Source organism: Rhodococcus sp. 852002-51564_SCH6189132-a, from assembly GCF_001665495.1.
In the GTDB taxonomy this organism is placed as follows: domain Bacteria; phylum Actinomycetota; class Actinomycetes; order Mycobacteriales; family Mycobacteriaceae; genus Rhodococcus; species Rhodococcus pyridinivorans.
In genome coordinates this window covers 25,844-44,263 of record NZ_LZMJ01000037.1, presented here as the reverse complement: position 1 = coordinate 44,263, position 18,420 = coordinate 25,844, and the positions used below count along the sequence as shown (strand labels likewise).

The 18,420-nt window shown below is 68.7% G+C and carries 15 protein-coding genes and 6 tRNA genes; 11 read left to right on the top strand and 10 right to left on the bottom strand.

Annotated features, from left to right (window positions below):
* Positions 1-49 precede the first annotated feature (49 nt).
* The 3 genes from thrS to A5767_RS08200 form a co-directional block, all read right to left on the bottom strand.
* Complete coding sequence (gene thrS, locus A5767_RS08210) at positions 50-2,128, bottom strand: threonine--tRNA ligase (RefSeq protein WP_064852060.1); 2,079 nt, start codon at positions 2,126-2,128, stop codon at positions 50-52.
* Between the two features lie 142 nt (positions 2,129-2,270).
* Positions 2,271-2,921, bottom strand: coding sequence for a DUF742 domain-containing protein (locus A5767_RS08205; protein ID WP_006551376.1), 651 nt, complete (start codon positions 2,919-2,921; stop codon positions 2,271-2,273).
* A 238-nt stretch (positions 2,922-3,159) separates the two neighbouring features.
* Positions 3,160-3,231: transfer RNA gene (locus tag A5767_RS08200), tRNA-Val, on the bottom strand.
* 433 nt (positions 3,232-3,664) lie between these two features.
* On the opposite strand from A5767_RS08200, the gene A5767_RS08195 reads away from it, so the two are divergent.
* From A5767_RS08195 to A5767_RS08175, 5 genes are all read left to right on the top strand, one after another.
* Positions 3,665-3,737 (top strand) — tRNA-Gly (locus tag A5767_RS08195).
* Between the two features lie 25 nt (positions 3,738-3,762).
* A tRNA-Cys gene (locus tag A5767_RS08190) sits at positions 3,763-3,833 on the top strand.
* A 1-nt stretch (position 3,834) separates the two neighbouring features.
* Positions 3,835-3,909, top strand: a tRNA-Val gene (locus tag A5767_RS08185).
* A 50-nt stretch (positions 3,910-3,959) separates the two neighbouring features.
* Positions 3,960-4,035: transfer RNA gene (locus A5767_RS08180), tRNA-Gly, on the top strand.
* Positions 4,036-4,055: 20 nt separating this feature from the next.
* Positions 4,056-4,127 (top strand) — tRNA-Val (locus tag A5767_RS08175).
* Positions 4,128-4,284: 157 nt separating this feature from the next.
* Here the strand turns inward: A5767_RS08175 and A5767_RS08170 are convergent.
* A complete protein-coding gene (locus A5767_RS08170) occupies positions 4,285-4,779 on the bottom strand; it encodes a 2-isopropylmalate synthase (protein WP_006551375.1) in 495 nt (164 codons plus the stop codon).
* A gap of 400 nt (positions 4,780-5,179) precedes the next feature.
* Between A5767_RS08170 and A5767_RS08165 the strand changes: the two genes are divergently transcribed.
* On the top strand, positions 5,180-5,749 hold the full coding sequence (locus A5767_RS08165; RefSeq protein WP_006551374.1) for a GNAT family N-acetyltransferase: 570 nt from the start codon (positions 5,180-5,182) through the stop codon (positions 5,747-5,749).
* A 52-nt stretch (positions 5,750-5,801) separates the two neighbouring features.
* Here A5767_RS08165 and zapE read toward each other — a convergent pair whose 3' ends face one another.
* Positions 5,802-6,815, bottom strand: coding sequence for a cell division protein ZapE (gene zapE / locus A5767_RS08160; protein ID WP_064852126.1), 1,014 nt, complete (start codon positions 6,813-6,815; stop codon positions 5,802-5,804).
* 165 nt (positions 6,816-6,980) lie between these two features.
* Here zapE and A5767_RS08155 point away from each other — a divergent pair, with 165 nt between their 5' ends.
* The 3 genes from A5767_RS08155 (at position 6,981) to msrB (ending at position 10,324) form a co-directional block, all read left to right on the top strand.
* Entirely contained in the window at positions 6,981-8,540 is a 1,560-nt protein-coding gene (locus tag A5767_RS08155) for an alpha/beta fold hydrolase (RefSeq protein ID WP_064852125.1), read from the top strand.
* A 63-nt stretch (positions 8,541-8,603) separates the two neighbouring features.
* Complete coding sequence (locus A5767_RS08150) at positions 8,604-9,839, top strand: glycosyltransferase family 87 protein (RefSeq protein ID WP_230809471.1); 1,236 nt, start codon at positions 8,604-8,606, stop codon at positions 9,837-9,839.
* Between the two features lie 56 nt (positions 9,840-9,895).
* Positions 9,896-10,324 carry a peptide-methionine (R)-S-oxide reductase MsrB gene (gene msrB / locus A5767_RS08145; RefSeq protein ID WP_033096717.1) on the top strand — a complete coding sequence of 143 codons (429 nt, stop codon included), beginning with the start codon at positions 9,896-9,898 and terminating at the stop codon, positions 10,322-10,324.
* Here msrB and A5767_RS08140 read toward each other — a convergent pair.
* Positions 10,287-11,012 carry an HAD family hydrolase gene (locus A5767_RS08140; RefSeq protein ID WP_019289229.1) on the bottom strand — a complete coding sequence of 242 codons (726 nt, stop codon included), beginning with the start codon at positions 11,010-11,012 and terminating at the stop codon, positions 10,287-10,289. The genes msrB and A5767_RS08140 overlap by 38 nt on opposite strands.
* Before the next feature lie 174 nt (positions 11,013-11,186).
* Here A5767_RS08140 and A5767_RS08135 point away from each other — a divergent pair, with 174 nt between their 5' ends.
* Complete coding sequence (locus A5767_RS08135; protein WP_006551368.1) at positions 11,187-12,155, top strand: L-lactate dehydrogenase; 969 nt, start codon at positions 11,187-11,189, stop codon at positions 12,153-12,155.
* Between the two features lie 4 nt (positions 12,156-12,159).
* Here A5767_RS08135 and A5767_RS08130 read toward each other — a convergent pair whose 3' ends face one another.
* From A5767_RS08130 to hemE, 4 genes are read right to left on the bottom strand one after another with little or no spacing between them, the layout of a single operon-like run.
* The gene (locus A5767_RS08130) at positions 12,160-14,445 is read right to left on the bottom strand and encodes a molybdopterin-dependent oxidoreductase (protein ID WP_064852124.1); all 2,286 of its coding nucleotides are present in this window, start codon (positions 14,443-14,445) and stop codon (positions 12,160-12,162) included.
* 55 nt (positions 14,446-14,500) lie between these two features.
* Positions 14,501-15,196 (bottom strand): hydrogen peroxide-dependent heme synthase, encoded by a 696-nt coding sequence (gene hemQ / locus A5767_RS08125; protein WP_024100734.1) that lies wholly within the window; start codon positions 15,194-15,196, stop codon positions 14,501-14,503.
* Between the two features lie 5 nt (positions 15,197-15,201).
* Positions 15,202-16,560: a protoporphyrinogen oxidase gene (locus A5767_RS08120; RefSeq protein ID WP_064852059.1), complete on the bottom strand. Its 1,359-nt coding sequence runs from the start codon at positions 16,558-16,560 to the stop codon at positions 15,202-15,204.
* Complete coding sequence (gene hemE / locus A5767_RS08115; protein ID WP_064852058.1) at positions 16,557-17,654, bottom strand: uroporphyrinogen decarboxylase; 1,098 nt, start codon at positions 17,652-17,654, stop codon at positions 16,557-16,559. Before hemE ends, A5767_RS08120 begins: the two co-directional genes overlap by 4 nt.
* A 168-nt stretch (positions 17,655-17,822) precedes the next feature.
* Between hemE and A5767_RS08110 the strand changes: the two genes are divergently transcribed.
* A complete protein-coding gene (locus A5767_RS08110) occupies positions 17,823-18,398 on the top strand; it encodes a DUF3000 domain-containing protein (RefSeq protein ID WP_064852123.1) in 576 nt (191 codons plus the stop codon).
* Positions 18,399-18,420 lie beyond the last annotated feature (22 nt).

The window sequence follows — 18,420 nt, the reverse complement described above, 5'->3', positions numbered from 1 at the left end:
CTGTCGTCGGTCGCGGGGATGTCGGCCGGCCCCGGAGTGCGATCGCCCGTCACGACGGGCTGCCTTCCCCACCGGAACCGACGAGCTCGGCGGTGGGCGAGGCGTTCTCGCGGCGACGGACCCATTCGGTCACGATCCGCACGGCCTCGTCGACCGGCACGCCGTTGACCTGCGTGCCGTCGCGGAAACGGAAACTGACCGCGCCCGCCGCGACGTCGCGCTCACCGGCAAGCAGCATGAACGGCACCTTCTGCGTGGTGTGGGTGCGGATCTTCTTCTGCATACGGTCGTCGGAGACGTCGACCTCGGCCCGGATCCGCTGAGCCTTCAGCTTGCCCACGACGTCGAACAAGTGGTCCTCGAAGTCCGCGGCCACAGGAATGCCCACGACCTGGACGGGCGAGAGCCACGCCGGGAAGGCACCGGCGTAGTGCTCGGTGAGCACGCCGAAGAACCTCTCGATCGACCCGAAGAGCGCCCGGTGGATCATGACGGGCCGGTGTTTCGCCCCGTCGGTGCCGGTGTACTCGAGCTCGAATCGCTCCGGCAGATTGAAGTCGAGCTGGATCGTCGACATCTGCCAGCTGCGGCCCAGGGCGTCCTTGACCTGCACCGAGATTTTCGGACCGTAGAAGGCCGCACCGCCCGGATCCGGGACGAGGTGCAGACCCGAGGCCTCGGCGACCTCACGCAGGGTGTCGGTCGCGACGTCCCACAGCTCGTCGCTGCCGACGAACTTCTTGGGATTCTTCGTCGACAGTTCGAGGTAGTAGTCGTCGAGCCCGTAATCCTTCAGCAGGTCGAGGATGAACTTCAGGACGCTGGTGAGCTCGTCGCGCATCTGCTCCGGGGTGCAGAAGATGTGCGCGTCGTCCTGCGTCATGCCGCGCACACGGGTGAGCCCGTGGATCACACCGGACTTCTCGTAGCGGTAGACGGATCCGAACTCGAACATGCGAAGCGGCAGCTCGCGGTACGAGCGGCCTCGCGACCGGAAGATCAGGTCGTGCATCGGGCAGTTCATCGGCTTGAGGTAGTAGTCCTGACCCGGCTTGCGAACCGTGCCGTCCTCGTTGAGCTCCTCGTCGATGTGCATCGCCGGGAACATGCCGTCGCGGTACCAGTCGAGGTGACCGGAGACCTCGTAGAGGTGGCCCTTGGTGATGTGCGGCGAGTACACGAACTCGTAGCCGGCCTCGACGTGCCGCTGACGCGAGTAGTTCTCCATCTCCTGGCGGATGATGCCGCCCTTCGGATGGAAGACCGGCAGTCCCGAGCCGAGCTCGTCGGGAAACGAGAACAGGTCGAGTTCGGTGCCGAGCTTGCGGTGGTCGCGGCGCTCGGCCTCGGCGAGGAGTTCGAGGTGCGCGTCGAGCGCCTCGGTGGACTCCCAGGCCGTGCCGTAGATGCGCTGCAGGCCGGCGTTGTCCTGGTCGCCGCGCCAGTAGGCCGCGGAACTGCGCGTGAGCTTGAATGCCGGGATGAACTTGGTGGTGGGCACGTGCGGGCCGCGGCACAGGTCCTTCCAGACGAGCTCACCCGTGCGGGGGTTGAGGTTGTCGTAGATGGTCAGTTCCTTGCCGCCGACCTCCATCACCTCGGGGTCCGGCTCGAAGTCACTGCTTCCTGCCTTGTCGTCGATGAGTTCGAGTTTGAACGGTTCGTCCTTCAATTCCTCGCGGGCGTCCTCGAGGCTGTCGACGACGCGACGCGAGAAGCGCTGGGCATCCTTGACGATCTTCTTCATCCGCTTCTCGAGCTTCGCGAGATCTTCGGGCGTGAAGGGACGCTCGACCTGGAAGTCGTAGTAGAAGCCGTCGCGGATGGGCGGGCCGATGCCGAGCTTCGCCTCTGGAAACTCCTGCTGCACGGCCTGTGCGAGCACGTGGGCGGCCGAGTGGCGGATGACGCTGCGACCGTCCTCGGTGTCGGCGCCGACGGCCTCGACCTCGACGTCCGATTCCGGCGTCCACGAAAGATCGTGCAGCGTGCCTTCGGAGTCGCGGACGACCACGATCGTCTCGGGTCCCTTGGTGGGCAGACCCGCGTCACGGACCGCCGCGCCCGCAGTGGTCCCCGCGGGCACCCGGACGATCGTGGCTGGTTTCGCGGATGCGGGCGTGGTCACTGTGACGGACTCCTCGGCTCGATGCCTGATACGTGGTCGTCGCCGGACGCGTGCTGCGGTCGACGATCGCGAGCACACGGCAACTTCATCATGCTATCGACATCCGCCCGGGCAGCGAACACAGGGAGCCGAGCGGAGAAACTCAGAGGTGGTTGAGACCCGTCAGCACCCGTTCGAGCAGTTCGACGTTCGGTCCCACCTTGTCGGCCGTGCGGTGCACGGTGATCTCGCCGGTCGCCGCGAGATCCCCGACGAGCACGCGCGCGACACCGAGCGGGATCTGCGCGAGGGCCGCGATCTCCATGATCGATCTCGGCTGGGCGCACAACGCCAGCACGAGGCGATGCTCGTCCATCGCCGGACCGGACTCACTGCCCATCGCGGAGGGGACGGCCGACACGAGCACTTCGAGAGGCAGCTCCACCTCGGCTCGGGTGCGTCCCCCGCTCCGCACGAACGGGCGCACGAACGACGACGTCTCTGACTGGTTCATGTCCTCGATTCCCACACTGGTCCCGGTGCCCGCATTCCGGCCGGCCGGCTGCGCTGCACCGCCCGACAACGCTCTGTCGACCGACAACGCTCTGTCGACCGGCTGCGCTGTGTCGACCGGCTGCGCTGCGGGACGGTACATCTCGGCTGCCGTGACCTCGTCCACGACGGGGCCCGGCTCGCGGTGATTCCGTACCGGCACGGCGTGATCCGCCGGCCGCCGACGTCGACGGGACCGACCGGATCCGAATCTCGCTCCGGTCGCCCCCACGACCGGCCATTCGCTGTCCGCAACGCTCATCCGGACGTGCCCTCCTCGACGACCACGATCCTGCCATCACTACGCGCACTTCGGCCACAAGCACCACAGCTGTGCCCACACGACACGCGTGGTCGGGCCCGAGGGGGCCGTTGCGGTTCGAAGGAAACAAGCGCTCGCGGGCGACCACCCGACCGGGCGCCACGCTCGCTCAACGATTTCATCAAGGTACGAAAAAAGGCACCCCTGCGGGGGTGCCTTTCGTCACTGCCGATCTCGGTGGTCCCGGCTGGGATCGAACCAGCGACCTCCCCGGTGTGAACGGGACGCTCTTCCACTGAGCCACGGGACCGGGCCGCTCCGCAGCGGCTCGAACGAGATGGAACACTAACACGCTCCCGCCATGAAGACGAATCGCCTGGTCCCAGCGTTTCGACGCGGATGTTCCGTGCAGCGCGTTCGGGTGGCGCCTCTCGCGCGCGTACGCGAGCGGGCAGGAAACCGTGCTCGTAGAGACGAGAAGGCGCACCCGGAGCCCCGGGACGTGGACGGCCCTCAACTCGGGAGGACCGGGGAACGCAAGTGTCGGCCGGAGCGACACGAGCGGGGGACGCGGGCTCGGCCTCCGAAGCCCTATTCGTCGCCTCCCGCAGGGGTCATCAGCCCGTCACCTTCGCGAAATCTGCCGGTTTTCTGCCGTTGACCTGCGGATTTGTGCGTTTCGTAGATGCTCGGCTACTGTTTTGAACCGCACCACGGAGAGCACGACGCCGAACGGTGCGAATGCGGATGTAGCGCAGCTGGTAGCGCATCACCTTGCCAAGGTGAGGGTCGCGGGTTCGAATCCCGTCATCCGCTCGAGAGGTTGGACTCGACCTTTTACGGTGGAGTGGCCGAGTGGTGAGGCAACGGCCTGCAAAGCCGTGCACACGGGTTCGATTCCCGTCTCCACCTCGCGCGATTAGCTCAGCGGGAGAGCGCTTCCCTGACACGGAAGAGGTCACTGGTTCAATCCCAGTATCGCGCACCAGGTTCGACCAGCACGTGGGCCGAGCCGGTTCACCGAAAGAACGTGCACATGCGGATGTAGCGCAGCTGGTAGCGCATCACCTTGCCAAGGTGAGGGTCGCGGGTTCGAATCCCGTCATCCGCTCCATTCCGGCGATCACCATGCCGGCGCGATTAGCTCAGCGGGAGAGCGCTTCCCTGACACGGAAGAGGTCACTGGTTCAATCCCAGTATCGCGCACAGAAGATGAAGGCTCCCTTCGAATTTCGAAGGGAGCCTTCATTCGTTCGTGGAGACGCATTCGTTCGTGGAGACCGCCGATCGTCCGGGCCACCCGGTGAGAATCCGGCAACGGGTGATCCGGTGCGGAGGTATTCCCCCGCACCGGATCGGCGCGTCACGCGCCGAGCGTGTTGATCCCCGCGATCATCGCCCGCAGCGACGACTCGTTGCCGGTCTCGCCCGTGCCCATCACCCAGGTCGTGCGCTCGCCGGAGCGGCACAGCAGGAAGGTCGCGGACATCTCACCGAGGTCGTGGCGGTGGAACGACAGGATCTCGATGTTCAGCCCGAGGTCGTACAGCATCGCGGTCATCGCGGCGATCGGTCCGCAGGTCGTGGCGGATGCCGTATGGATCGTGTCGCCGATCGCGATCGTCGCCTCGAAGGCGCTGCGTCCCGCACCCAGGGCCGTCGCGGTCCAGCCACCGAGGCGGACCGGGCCGTGCTGCGCACCGTAGGTGGATTCGAACTCCGTCCAACTCATGCCGGAGGCTTCCTCGCGCAATCCCCGAGGAAGGCCGCGTCCGTAGCGGGCGAAGAACGGATCGGCATCAGGGGTGCCAGAGGGGAACATCGGAGCGAAACCCGAGAAGGAGGTGAAGGCGTTCATCGTTCGTAGTGGTCTTCCATGAGAAGGAAGGACCGACGCGTAGCTCAACGACCCGCAGCGAGGGGTCGGTCCGAATCAGACCCCGCTACGGCGGTGAACTACGAGTACGCGCTTCATAGCCGCGACGGTACAACGCACCGACATTTCGTGCAAGTCGCATCCACGGGACCGTGTGACGCAACCGTGACCACGGTCGCTGGAACCTGAGGGATCCCTCATGTAGCGTGGATGTTGCCATCCCCCCGATGGTGTCGAACCCCAGCCATGACCCCCCATCCAAGGCTGGGGTTCAGCCATATCCGGACCCTTCTCCGTCTCGCGTCCGGGCTCGTGTCTCCGTCTCGCATCGACACGCGGGGCACCTGCCGTATCGTCCCGTCCGAGTGCTTCACTGGTGTGCATGTCCATGCCACCACTCGAAGAAGCAGTCTCCGTCGACGAGGCGGGCATCTGGGACGCCGAGGCGATCGCTCAGGTCGCCGCCGCGACCTTCCCGCTCGCCTGCCCTCAGGACGCCGCCGAGGACGACATCGCCGACTTCATCGAGCGCACCCTCAGCGCGGAGAAGTTCGCCGAGTACCTGTCCTCCCCCGAACGCATCGTTCTCGAGGCGCGCGCGGGTGAGGAGATCGTCGGTTATCTGATGGCAGTGGACGCCGCTCCCGAGGATCCGGCGATCGACGCGATGATCACGGCGCGGCCGGCGATCGAGATCAGCAAGCTGTACGTGATGCCGGGCCATCACGGTTCCGGAATCTCTGCGGCGCTCATGGATGCGATCGTCGCGCGGGCCCACACACTCGGGCGTGTGGGCCTGTGGCTCGGCGTCAACCAGGAGAACACCCGCGCCCGGCGCTTCTACGAGAAGCAGGGCTTCGAGGTGGTGGGCACGCGCACGTTCGTCGTGGGGGCGCAGACGCACGACGATTTCGTCATGCAGCGCACCCTCCGAAGGGACGCCGGCCGGTGAGCCGGTGATGGGGTGAAGGTCGACCCGGCGCGCATGAGCGCCGGGTATCCGATCAGCCCGCGGCAACCTCGAATCGGGACAGCGCCAGCAGACGGGACGTCGCGCGCAGGTACTTCTTGCGGTAGCCGCCCGCGAGCATCTCGGGCGTGAAGATCTCGTCGAGCTTGGCGCCGGAGACCGTCACGGGGATGCTCGCGTCGTACATGCGGTCGGCGAGGACCACCAGACGCAGGGCCACCGACTGGTCCTTCGCCGGGTGCACACCCTCGACGAAGACGGCGGGGACACCCTCGACGAGCTTGCCGTAACGGGACGGGTGCAGCGTGCTCAGGTGCGCGCACAGCTCGTCGAAGTCGTCGAGCGTCGCACCCGGGATCGCGTCGGCGCGCTCGGTGAGCTCTGCCGAGTCGACCGGATCGGGTGCAGGCGGCAGGTCGCGGTGACGGTAGTCGGGGCCGTCGACGCGGATGGTCTCGAAGATCGACGCGAGCTTCTTGATCTCGCGCAGGAAGTCCTGTGCCGCGAACCGTCCCTCACCCAGCTGGCCGGGGAGCGTGTTGGAGGTCGCGACGATCGAGACGCCGCGGGCCGACAGTTCGGTCAGCAGGCGCGAGACGAGCATGGTGTCGCCCGGATCGTCGAGTTCGAACTCGTCGATGCACAGCACGCTGTGGTTCGACAGCTCCTCGACGGCCTTGTTGAACCCGAGGGCGCCGACGACGTGGGTGAGCTCGACGAACGTGCCGAAGGCCTTGGGCGCGGGTGCGCTGTGGAAGATCGAGGCGAGCAGGTGGGTCTTGCCCACGCCGAAGCCGCCGTCGAGGTAGAGGCCGGCCCCCTGCGGCTGGGAGCGGCGGCCGAACAGGCCGCGCTTGCCGCCGCGGATCTTCCCGATCTTGCCGACGAACTCCGCAGCGGTCGTCACCGCGGCCGCCTGGCTCGGCTCGTTCGGATCCGGAATGTACGACTCGAAGCTCACCTCGTCGAACATCGCGGGGGGCACCATCTGCGCCACCAACTGGTCTGCAGGCACCACCGGATTGCGGTCGACGAGACGTTCGTGCATCAGCCCAGGGTACGACCGCATCATGCTCGGATCCTCACTCGAATCCGGAATGCGACCTACTTCACACGGCGTTCACCTCGGCGTCATGCACCGGGAGGACACTTCGGATCGGCCGCTCGACCACCGGTTGCGCGCGGCCGCCGGTGAACCTGGCAGGCTGTGCGCATGCGCAGATCGGGAGTGATCGCCGCGATGTTGATCACGGTTGCCGCGGCGTCGACCGCGTGCGGAGCAGGACCGTCGATACGTCCCGACGTCGCCGTGGTGCGCGACGATCCCGGTGTCGCCGTCGACGGGACCCCGCAGGACGAGACCGAGGTACCCGAACTTCCGGTGCCGTCGGCCGAACCGGCGTGGCGGAACTGCACGGACGAGACGCTCTCCTCGTTCGACGCACCGCCGGGTGCCCAGGGCCTCGTTCTCGAGTGCGCGGAGGTCGTCGCCCCGATCGATGCGGCCGGCACCGTGACGGGCACCTTCCCGCTGGCAGTCATGCGCGCACGACTGCCCGACACCCCCACCGACGTGGCGCCGCTGGTTCTCACGACCGGCGCCGACGTCGCGTCGACGCGCGCACTGACCGCCATGGCGACCGGCGCGATGTCGGGTGCACTGGCGATGCGTCCGATCGTCGCGGTGGATCGGCGCGGGATCGGCAACTCGCTCGCGATCGACTGCATCTTTCCTGCTGATCGTCGCGGTCTCGGCGATCTCGGACAATTCGGCCGCACCGGCGATGCACCCGAACGCGTCGCCGATCTGGGTCGTCAGGCGACCGTCTCGTGCACCGACTACCTGCAGCCGCAGCAGCTGATGTTCGGCGCATCACACGCCGCCGACGACATCGAACGCCTCCGGCAGGCATGGGGCGTGGACCGGATCGGTCTCCTCGGGGTGGGGAACGGTGCGACGGTCGCGCTCGCCTACGCCGCCGCCTATCCGGGCGCGGTCGGCCGTCTCGTCCTCGACTCCCCCGCCGCGGCCACCGCCGACGCCGAACTCATGGCCGAGTCGCAGGCCCGCGGCGCGGAGGCCGCCGTCGATGCCTTCGCCCGGCAGTGCACCGCCCTCGACTGCGCCCTGGGCGACGATCCGCGCGCGGCGATCGAGGATCTGCACGAGCAGGCCACCGAGGGTGAACTCGCGCCGGTCTCGGCCAATTCCTTCCTCACGGCGCTGACGGGTGTCCTCGGCACGCCGCGCGCCGATCTGCAGGCCCGCGTCCGTGAGGTGGCGGACGTCCTCGCAGCCGCGCGGGACGGCGATGTCATGCCGCTCATCGAACTGGTCGGTGTGGCCGAGGAGAGGCTCTCGACGGACGGTCAGTTCGTCGCCCGGTGCAGCGACGGACAGCGCTGGCCGACCCCGACACACGCGGGCGATCTCGCCCGGAGTTGGTCCACCCTCTATCCGCTGTACGGCGCGGATCTGGCGACGGGCCTGACGGCATGTGCGGCGTGGCCGAGCCTGCCTCCCCCGCCGCTGCCGGCGGCGCTCGACGTGCCCGTGCTCGTCTCCTCGGGGGCCGCGGACCCGGTCGTGGGCAATGCCGGCGTGGAGTCGGTGACCGGTGTGCTCACCGCAGGCGGTATCGCCTGGGCGTCACTGTCGTGGCAGGGTGCCGGTTACTCGGCGGTCCTGCACTCGGGATGCGTGCAGGCCCGGGTGGATGCCTATCTGTCCAGCGGAGAACTTCCACCCAACGGGAGCCTGTGCCCCGCGTGACGTTCCCCGGTCGGGGGCAGGGCGTGTGCACGGGTCCGCAGGCCCGCGGTGTACCGTGCCGTAGTGTTCCTCAGAAGTCTCGAACCCCGGACCGCACGCACGACCGCCGAGGTGGTCAAGGCTGTGGTGTGGCCCCTGGCCATACTGACGGTTCTGCACCGGGTCGTAATCAAAGCGGTCAACGGGTTCCGGACGGACGACTTCACCCCGGTCTACAACGCCGCGCTGGCCTTCCTCAACCGCCGGCCGGTGTACACCGCCGAGTTCCAGTGGGTCGATCCCCACTACCTCTATCCGCCTTCCGGCACGTTGTTGATCGCCCCGATCGCGGTGATCGACCCCGAGCGGTCGCGGTGGTTGTTCATCCTCGCCAATGCGATCGCGATCCTCGTCGCGCTCTACCTGTTGCTGCGCATGTTCGGTCTGCGACTCGATTCGCCGATCGCGCCGGTGCTGGTCTTCGCCGCGTTCGCGTCCGAGACGGTGACGAACACGCTCGTCTTCACGAACATCAACGGTCTCGTCCTGCTCGGCGAGATCGCGTTCCTGACGCTGCTGCTCAAACGACGTGATCTGTGGGCGGGGGCTGCGCTCGGCCTGACCTTCGCCGTCAAACCGATCCTCGCTCCCCTGCTGTTGCTCCCGCTCGTGCGCGGACAGTGGAAGGTCTTCATCACCGCCGCGGGTGTCCCGATCGCGCTGACGATCATCGCGTGGCCCCTGTCGGTCGACGCGTGGCAGTTCGTCGAGCACACCGTGCCGTACCTGCTCGAGTCCCGCGACTACTTCAACAGCGCGATCGTCGGCAACGGCATGTACTACGGGCTCCCGGCCTGGCTGATCTTCGGTCTGCGGGCGGTGCTCGCGGTGATGGTCGCGGTGTCGGTGTGGTTGCTCTACCGCTACTGCCGCCACGACGAGGTGTTCTTCGTGTGCACCGCCGGCGGTGTGTTGCTCGCGGCTTCGTTCCTGCTCGGATCGCTCGGCCAGATGTACTACTCGATGATGCTGTTCCCTCTGCTGATGACGGTGCTGCTGCCGAACTCCGTGATGCGGAACTGGCCCGCCTGGCTCGCCGTCTACGGCTTCCTGAGCTACGACTCGTGGCTGTCGAACCGGTGGGTGGAGGCCGGGCGCGCGGCGGAGTACATGAAGACAACCTTCGGCTGGTCGCTGCTGCTCATCGTCGTCTTCGCCGTCCTGCTCGACCGTTACCTCGTCGCGAAGCGCGAAGGGCGCCTGGCGGACGGCATCGAGCCGTCGCACCTGCTCGAGGAGAAGCAGCCCGCACGGACGTGATCGTCCGTGCCGGTGCAGACGTGACGCGCGCGCCGAGCGCGGTTAGCGTGGAGATCATGACGTCTGCTCCTCGATCCGAACCCGCACCCAAGGTCGTCCACACCGACGAGGAATGGCGCGCGAAGCTCACTCCCGCCGAATTCGCCGTGTTGCGTCAGGCCGGCACCGAGCGTCCCTTCGTCGGCGAGTACACCGACACCGAGACCGAGGGCATCTACGAATGCCGCGCGTGCGGTGCCGAACTGTTCCGCAGCACCGAGAAGTTCCACTCCCACTGCGGGTGGCCGTCGTTCTTCGACCCCGCCGACTCCGACGCCGTGATCCTGCGCGAGGACAACTCGCTGGGCATGCGGCGCATCGAGGTGGTGTGCGCGACGTGCCACAGCCATCTCGGGCACGTCTTCGAGGGCGAGGGTTACCCGACGCCCACCGACAAGCGGTACTGCATCAACTCGATCTCCCTGCGCCTGGTTCGGTCGGAGTGATCCCGGCCGCGGCCAGCGCGGTCCACAGTGCGTCGTGCCGCTCGGTGGTCGGTGTCGGTTCGACGAGTTCGAACGCGCATCCGATCGACCGGGCGGCACCGTCCGCCTTCTCGCTGTCGCCGATCATCAGCGTCCGTCGCGGGTCGACACCGAGTCTGTCGACGGCGTGGCGGAAGATCTCCGGTTCGGGCTTGACGGCGCCCACCTCGAAGGACAGCGCGAACACCGACACGAGGTCGTCGATACCGAGCCGCGCGAAGGCCGGCCGCAGGTCGAAGGCGATGTTGCTCACCACGCCGACGGCGATCCCGTCTCCAGCGAGCGCCTCGATGACGGGGACGGTGTCGGGATAGACGGTCCAGCAGTCGGGGTCGGTCACCTTCTCGTAGAGCGCCTGTGCCTGTTCGGGATCGGCCACGCCCGATCTGCGCAGCACCGTCAGGTAGGCCTCGCGGTGCCAGCGCGGTTCGCGGTCGCGGTTGGTCCACGCGTGGTGCTCGTCGGCGTCCATCTCGACGGGCTGCCCGACGGGTTGCGTCAGCCGCCGCATGAGTTCGGCCTGCCGGTGCACGTCGAAGGGTCTGCCCTCGTGGTCGGTGACGTCCGCGAGCCAGCTCTCGTCCTCCTCGAGCCGGAACAGGGTGCCGGAGAAGTCGAACAGGACGGCATCGAAGGGGGTCTCGGCCATGTCCCGAGGCTAACGGCTGAGCGACAGTGGCAGGTCGGCTCGGCTAGATCTCCTCGAGCAGTCGCATCGCCGCCATCGCGGCGGGCCGGCCGCTCGCAGGGAATGTCCCGATGCGGACCGAGTCATGTGGCGCGAGGCTACCGACCGAGGGGCCGGTTTGCCACAATGTCTCGCATGGCTGAGACGGGTACGAGAATCCGGCGACACACGAAGCTGTCCGTCGTCGGCGCCGGGAGCGTCGGTACCGCGGTGGCGTATGCATGTCTACTCAGGGGTTCGGCAGACGCGATCGCGCTGTTCGACACGAACTCCGCGAAGGTGCGCGCGGAGGTCCTGGATCTGAACCACGGCACGCAGTTCGCGCCGTCGTGCCGGATCGAGGGCAGCGACGACATCGCGGTCACCGCCGGTTCCGATCTGATCGTCGTGACCGCGGGGGCCAAGCAGCATCCCGGCCAGTCGCGTCTGGATCTCGCGGCGGCGAACGTCGCCCTGACACGGGACCTGACTCCCGGCCTGCTGTCCGTCTCCCCCGATGCAGTGATCGTCTTCGTCAGTAATCCGGTCGACATCGTCACCCGCGCCGCGATCGCGGCGACCGGCGTCTCGGACGGCCGGATCTTCGGGTCGGGCACGGTGCTCGATTCCGGCCGGCTGCGGTATCTGCTCGCCCACCGCGCCGACGTCGCGGTCGAGAACGTTCACGCGTTCGTCGTGGGGGAACACGGCGACTCGGAGGTCGCCCTGTGGTCGAGTGCGACGATCGGCGGCGTGCCGGTGGAGTCCTTCGCCGTCGACGGACGACCCGTCTTCGGACCGGACACCCGCGCCGAACTCTTCGAGGAGGTCGTGCGCAGCGCCTACGAGATCATCCGCGGCAAGGGCGCCACGAATCTCGCGATCGGACTGTCGAGTGCCCGCATCGTGGAGGCCGTGCTGCGGAACCAGCGCCGGGTGCTCGCGGTGTCGACGCTGCAAACCGGGCGGCACGGCCTGCAGGACGTCTGTCTCTCGCTTCCCACCGTCGTCGACGCGCGCGGCGCGCACACCGTGCTCGATGTGCCGTTGTCGTCGGAGGAGGAAGCGGGGCTGGCCGCCTCCGCGGCCACCCTGCGTGAGGTCCAGTCGTCACTCGGCCTGTGACCGCTCAGCGCTGCCGGACGACCGGCGGATCGTAGGCCCGGATGGGCGGCAACTCGCCGTCGAACCGCTCGACGTCGACGAGCACGTGCTGCCCCGTGCATCCGTGCGACAGCGACGACGTGCCGACGTCGGGGGTGAGCACGTTCGCGTTCCCGTGCACGCACATCGATCCGGGATCGGACGGATCCAGCGGGTCGTACCAGGCTCCCGTCGCGAGCTGGACGACGTTCGGCAGCAGACCGTCGTCGAGGACCACCCCGGCGAGGCACGAACCACGATCGTTGAAGACGCGGACGATGTCGCCGGCTTCCAGACCTCGCGCGACAGCGTCGTCGGGACGCATCCGGATCGGTTCACGGCCACGGATCTTCGACGCCTGGCTCACCGGGCCGTGATCGAGCTGCCCGTGCAGGCGCGTGGCCGGCTGATTGGCGATCAGGTGCAGTGGGAACCGCTCGACCCGCGGGGAGCCGAGCCATTCGTCGGGTTCGTACCAGGTGGGGTGCCCGGCGCAGTCGTCGTAGCCGAACGAGTCGATATCGGCGGAGAAGATCTCGAGCAGTCCGCTGGGAGTCCGCAGCGGGTTCGCCGCGGGATCGGACCGGAAGTCCTCGAAGAGGGTCAGATCGTCCTCGGTCCGCATCCGGACCGGTCCGCCGTACCAGAAGTCGTCGAAGGGCGGCGGGTCCTCGATGCGCCGGTCGTCGGCGAGGACGAAACCGCGCCACTGCTCGTAGAGGTGTTCGAGCCACTCCCGGGAGGTCCGGCCCTCGGTGAACTGCTCGCCGAAGCCGAGGCGGTGGGCGAGAGCGGTGCAGGTGTCGTAGTCGTCGCGGGCGTCGGCGAAGCGTGGGACGGCAGCCTGCATCGCGACGAGCAGCGGATCGTTGCGCGTGCACGTCAGGTCGTCGCGCTCGAGCGCCGTGGTCGACGGCACGACGATGTCGGCGTGCTTGGCCATCGGCGTCCAGTACGGGTCGTGGACGACGATCGTGTCGGGCCGTTGCAGGGCGCGGCGGAGCCGGCCGATGTCCTGGTGGTGGTGGAAGGGATTGCCACCCGCCCAGTACACGAGCCGGATGTCCGGGAAGGTCAGGCGACGGCCGTCGTAGTCGAATTGCTCCCCCGGTCGCAACAGCAGGTCGGAGATCGCGGCGACGGGGATGAAGTCCTCGACGTCGTTGTTGCCCTGGAACAGGGTGGGCAGCGGATACGGGACGGGCGCGAGACCGGGTTCGTTCATCGAACCGTAGCCGTGGCCGAAACCGCCCCCGGGAACGCCGAGTTGGCCGAGCATCGCGGCGAGGGTCACGCCCGCCCAGGGCGCCTGCTCGCCGTGCCGCACGCGTTGCAGCGACCATGTGACCGACACCAGGGTGCGGCCACGGGCCATGCGTCGCGCGAGGTCGACGAGGGTTCCGGCCGGGATGCCCGACAGTCCGGCGGCCCACTCGGGGGTCTTCGGGACGCCGTCGGTGCGGCCGAGCAGGTACTCCTCGAAGCGGTCGTAACCGGTGCAGTAGCGGTCGAGGAACTCACGGTCGGCCAGACCCTCGGTGGCCAGGACATAACCGAGGGCGAGCATGATCGCGACGTCGGTGCCCGGCCGGGGCGCGAGCCACTCGTGCTCACCGTGCACGTCGCTGCGGATCGGGCTGAACGAGACGATCCGTCCGCCGCGGGCCCGCATCCGGTCGAGGGCGTCGCGGGTGGGGTGATCGCTCGTGCCGCCGTCGTTGACGACGGTGTTCTTCAGCGGGATCCCGCCGAAGCACACCATCAGATCGGTCTCGCGGGCGATGACCTCCCAGGAGGTCGAGCGCGCGAACAGTTTCCAGTGGGTGCCTACGACGTGCGGCATGATCACGCCGGTCGCGCCGAGCGAGTAGGAGTGCACCGAGCGGGTGTAGCCGCCGAACATCTTCAGGAAGCGGTGCACCTGGCTCTGTGCGTGGTGGAACCGGCCCGGGGCGGACCAGCCGTAGGAGCCGCCGAAGATCGCCCGGTTGCCGTGCCGGTCCTTTACGCGCTGCAGTTCGCCCGCGAGGATCTCGGTGAGTTCGTCCCACGAGACCGCGACGTACTCGTCGTCGCCGCGTCGTGTGCTCGGTCCCGGTCCGTTCTCGAGCCAGCCGCGACGGACGGCCGGACCGGCGATGCGAGCACGGTGCCGCACCGATCCGGGGATGTTCCCCAGGATCGGTGAGGGGTCGCGGTCCCCGGCGTAGGGCCGCACGGCGACGACCTCGCCGTCGCGTGCCTGCGCCGAGAACATCCCCCAGTGCGCCATCTGGGAGAACAGACGGCCTTCTCCCTCGGGTGGCACCGCGCTCGTCGAGGTCACGTCAGGGCAGCGACGCGACGAGGGCTTCGACGTCGACCCGCGGTCCGGTGAAGAAGGGGGTCTCCTCCCGGACGTGCAGGCGCGCGTCGGTGGCGCGCAGGTCGCGCATGAGATCGACGATGCGGTGCAGTTCCGGCGCCTCGAAGGCGAGGATCCACTCGTAGTCGCCGAGCGCGAAGGCCGGAACGGTGTTGGCGCGGACATCGGGGTAGCCGCGGGCCGCCATGCCGTGGTCGGCGAGCATCTTGCGACGCTGCTCGTCGGGCAGGAGGTACCACTCGTAGGACCGCACGAAGGGGTACACGCACACGTAGTTGCCCGGCTCCTCCCCCGCAATGAAGGCGGGCAGGTGGCTCTTGTTGAACTCCGCGGGTCGGTGCAGTGCGGTGTTCGACCAGACCGGGGTGCTCGCGCGGCCGAGGATCGTGGTGCGCCGGAAGTCGGCGTACAGCTTCTGCAGATCCTCGATGTGCTCGGCGTGCGTCCAGATCATGAAATCGGCGTCCGCGCGGGTGCCGGCCACATCGTAGATACCGCGCACGATCACGTCGGTGTCGTCGAAGCGGGCGAAGAACGCCTTCGCGTCCTCGATCGCCGCGGCGCGGTCGTCGCCGAGGACGCCGGGCCGGACCTGGAAGACCGACCACATCGTGTAACGGAGGGTGGAATTGAGCTTGTCGTAGTCGAGACGTGCCATGACGTTCATCCTTCCATTCGTGCAGTCAGGCGTGCGGCTGCAGCCGTGCCTGTTGCGACACATGCGGGTACACCCACACCGTGCAGCATCGCGCCGGCGACCTCGAGTCCGTCGATCCCTGCGATCTCGGCCTCGAAGGCGGCGACGATCTCGCCGTGGTGTTCGCGGTACTGCGGCAGCCCGCCGTGCCACCGCTGCACGAAGGCGGCCACCGGTTCGGCGTCGACTCCGGTGACGGTCGCGAGATCCGCGCGGGCCAGCGCAATCAGGTCGGCCTCGGACGCGTCGACGAGCGCGTCGTCGCCGAACCGTCCGAACGACGCACGCGCGAGTGCGACGGGACGTTCGGCGAGGTGCGGCCACTTGCGGCTCGACAGCGTGAAGGCCTTCGCCGACAGTTCCTCCCCCGTCGCGACGAGGATCCCGGAGTTCTGCGGCAGGCCGGCGTCGTGCGGCAACGCGAGCGCGACCACCACCGACGAGGCGAGCGGGATCTGCGCGGCGCACTGCGCGGCGGATCGGACACTGTCGGAGAGCAGCCGGGCGGCGTCCGGGGCGGGCACGGCGAGCACCACACCGTCGACCTCGCCGAGCGGATCGACCGACCACCGGCCACCGCTGCGCTTCAGTCCGGATGCGGCTGTGCCGTAGAGGAACTCGGCGTCGGCCTCGCGGACGAGAGCTTGGATCAGCACGCCGTAGCCCTCGCGCAGCGTCCCGAAGACCGGGGCGTCCGACTTCGGGGGCAGAGCGCGGGCGACGGCGTCGCTCAGGCTCGTCGCGCCGGCGTCGAGGGCCGCGGCGAGCGTCGGGAGGGTGGCACGGACACCCGCGGTGTCGGACAGCCCCGAGTACACCCCACCGAGCAGCGGGTCGACGCTGCGCTGCACCACCTGCTCACCGAAGCGTGATCGGACGAGATCCGCGACGGAGACGTCGGAGTCCCGGTCCCAGTGGAACGGCACTGTGGGTTCGGCGGCAATGCGCGCCAGGGTCTCGTCGTCGACGAGACCCTCCACGGCCTGCGCCGAGGCGGGGATGCCCATGAGCGTGCCCGCCGGCAGCGGATGCAGTCGCGCGTCGGCGTACAGGAGCGGACGGGCAGCCGAAGGGTGGACGATGTTGGCGCTCAGGCCGAGTTCCTCGACGAGCGCGACCACCTCGGGTCGGCGTGCGATGAACGCCTCGGCGCCGACGTCGACAGGATCACCCGCGAGCGGGACCGTGCGGAGCTTGCCGCCGAGCCGCGACGATCGCTCGAGCACGACGATGCGGGCGGCGGCGCCGAGCGAACGACGCAGCCGATACGCGGCGACGAGCCCGCTGATCCCACCGCCGACGACCGCGACCGTCGGCGGGGTCACAGCGAATGCACCAGCTCGACCACTCGGGTGATGGCATCGGGATCGGTGTCGGGCAGCACGCCGTGACCGAGATTGAAGATGTGTCCGATGGCGCCGGCCTCGAGAGCACGGTCGGCCTCGGCGACGATGCGGCGCACCTCGCGTTCGACGACCTCCCGGCCCGCGAACAGAATCGCGGGGTCGAGGTTGCCCTGCAGGGCCTTGCCGGGGCCGACGCGGGTCGCGGCGACGTCGAGCGGGATGCGCCAGTCGACGCCGACCACGTCGGCGCCCGCCTCACCCATGGCGCCGAGGAGCTCACCGGTGCCGACACCGAAGTGGATGCGCGGCACGCCCGCACCGGCGATCTCGGCGAAGACACGCTCGGAGTGCGGCAGGACGTACTCGCGGTAGTCGGCGAGCGAGAGGGCACCGGCCCACGAGTCGAAGAGCTGGACGGCGTCGACACCGGCACCGATCTGCACGCGCAGGAAGGCGATGGCGACGTCGGTGAGCTTGCCGAGGAGGGCGTGCCAGGTCTTCGGGTCGGCGTGCATGAGCGCCTTGGTGCGCTCGTGGTTGCGGCTCGGGCCGCCTTCGACGAGATATGAGGCCAAGGTGAAGGGCGCGCCCGCGAACCCGATGAGCGGGGTGTCGCCGAGTTCGCGGGTCAGCAGACCGACCGCGCGGGCGACCGCTCCGACCTCTTCGGCCTCGAGGGTCGGCAGCGCGGTGACGTCGGCGGCGGTGCGGACGGGGTTCGCGACGACCGGGCCCGTGCCGGCGACGATGTCGAGGTCGATCCCGGCGGCCTTGAGCGGGACGACGATGTCGGAGAAGAGGATGGCGGCGTCGACCTTGTGCCGCCGCACCGGCTGCATCGTGATCTCGCAGACCAGTTCGGGGTCGAAGCACGATTCGAGCATGCCGATCCCGGCCCGGATCTCCCGGTACTCGGGCAGGGAGCGGCCGGCCTGGCGCATGAACCACACGGGCCGGTGGGCCGGCTTCTCACCGCGCGCGGCCGCCAGCAGGGGCGCATGGGGCAGGATCCTCCGCGCGGGGTACTCCGCGGGCACCGCAGATCCGACGTTCGTGTTCTCCAAGCCGGTCATCGATCCTCGTTCTTCGGGCACTGCGCGCCGTCGCGCAGGGCAGCGTCTGCCGGGTCGCACACAGGACGTGTGGTCCGGACCCGCTGCCCATGCTGCCACGCCCGTGCCGTTCGCCGGAATCGGCGCGCCTCCCGCGTGCGGTGCGTCACCGGCACTAACCTCCGCCTGGTGACCACCTCGCCCGCCGAGCCGGCCCGCTTCCGTTCCGCAGTCGATGCGATGAACGCGGCCACCGTGCGCCCGGAGATCGAGGTCGGGCCGATCCGACCCCCGCAACGGCTCGCCCCCTACAGCTACGCACTGGGCGCCGAGGTCCTGCACGACGAGACGGACCGGGTGCCCGAGCAATCCGAGGGCGACGCGTTCGGCCGCCTCATCCTTCTCTACGACCCCGACGGCGACGAGGCGTGGCACGGGACCACCCGGCTCGTCTCGTACATCCAGGCCGACGTCGACGAGAGCCTGGCAGCGGACTCGCTGCTGCCGGAGGTCGCGTGGAGTTGGCTCGTCGACGCCCTCGCCGCGCACGGTGAACCGCTCACGGCGCTCGGCGGCACGGTGACCGCGACGACCTCCGTACGGTTCGGGGACATCGCGGGCCCGAGACGCGCCCACCAACTGGAACTGCGCGCGTCGTGGACTCCGCAGTCCGACATGCTGACCCCGCACGTGGAGGCGTTCTGCGACGTCCTCGCATATGCCGCGGGTCTGCCTCCGGCGGGGGTCGCGCGACTCCAGCGGTGAAAACCTGCGCAATCCGACCGGA

Coding starts and splice junctions, on each gene's coding strand:
- A5767_RS08205 (WP_006551376.1), bottom strand. CDS start 2,921: ATGAGCGTTGCGGACAGCGAATGGCCGGTCGTGGGGGCGACCGGAGCG.
- A5767_RS08170 (WP_006551375.1), bottom strand. CDS start 4,779: ATGAACGCCTTCACCTCCTTCTCGGGTTTCGCTCCGATGTTCCCCTCT.
- A5767_RS08165 (WP_006551374.1), top strand. CDS start 5,180: ATGTCCATGCCACCACTCGAAGAAGCAGTCTCCGTCGACGAGGCGGGC.
- zapE (WP_064852126.1), bottom strand. CDS start 6,815: ATGCACGAACGTCTCGTCGACCGCAATCCGGTGGTGCCTGCAGACCAG.
- A5767_RS08155 (WP_064852125.1), top strand. CDS start 6,981: ATGCGCAGATCGGGAGTGATCGCCGCGATGTTGATCACGGTTGCCGCG.
- msrB (WP_033096717.1), top strand. CDS start 9,896: ATGACGTCTGCTCCTCGATCCGAACCCGCACCCAAGGTCGTCCACACC.
- A5767_RS08140 (WP_019289229.1), bottom strand. CDS start 11,012: ATGGCCGAGACCCCCTTCGATGCCGTCCTGTTCGACTTCTCCGGCACC.
- A5767_RS08135 (WP_006551368.1), top strand. CDS start 11,187: ATGGCTGAGACGGGTACGAGAATCCGGCGACACACGAAGCTGTCCGTC.
- A5767_RS08130 (WP_064852124.1), bottom strand. CDS start 14,445: ATGGCGCACTGGGGGATGTTCTCGGCGCAGGCACGCGACGGCGAGGTC.
- hemQ (WP_024100734.1), bottom strand. CDS start 15,196: ATGGCACGTCTCGACTACGACAAGCTCAATTCCACCCTCCGTTACACG.
- hemE (WP_064852058.1), bottom strand. CDS start 17,654: ATGACCGGCTTGGAGAACACGAACGTCGGATCTGCGGTGCCCGCGGAG.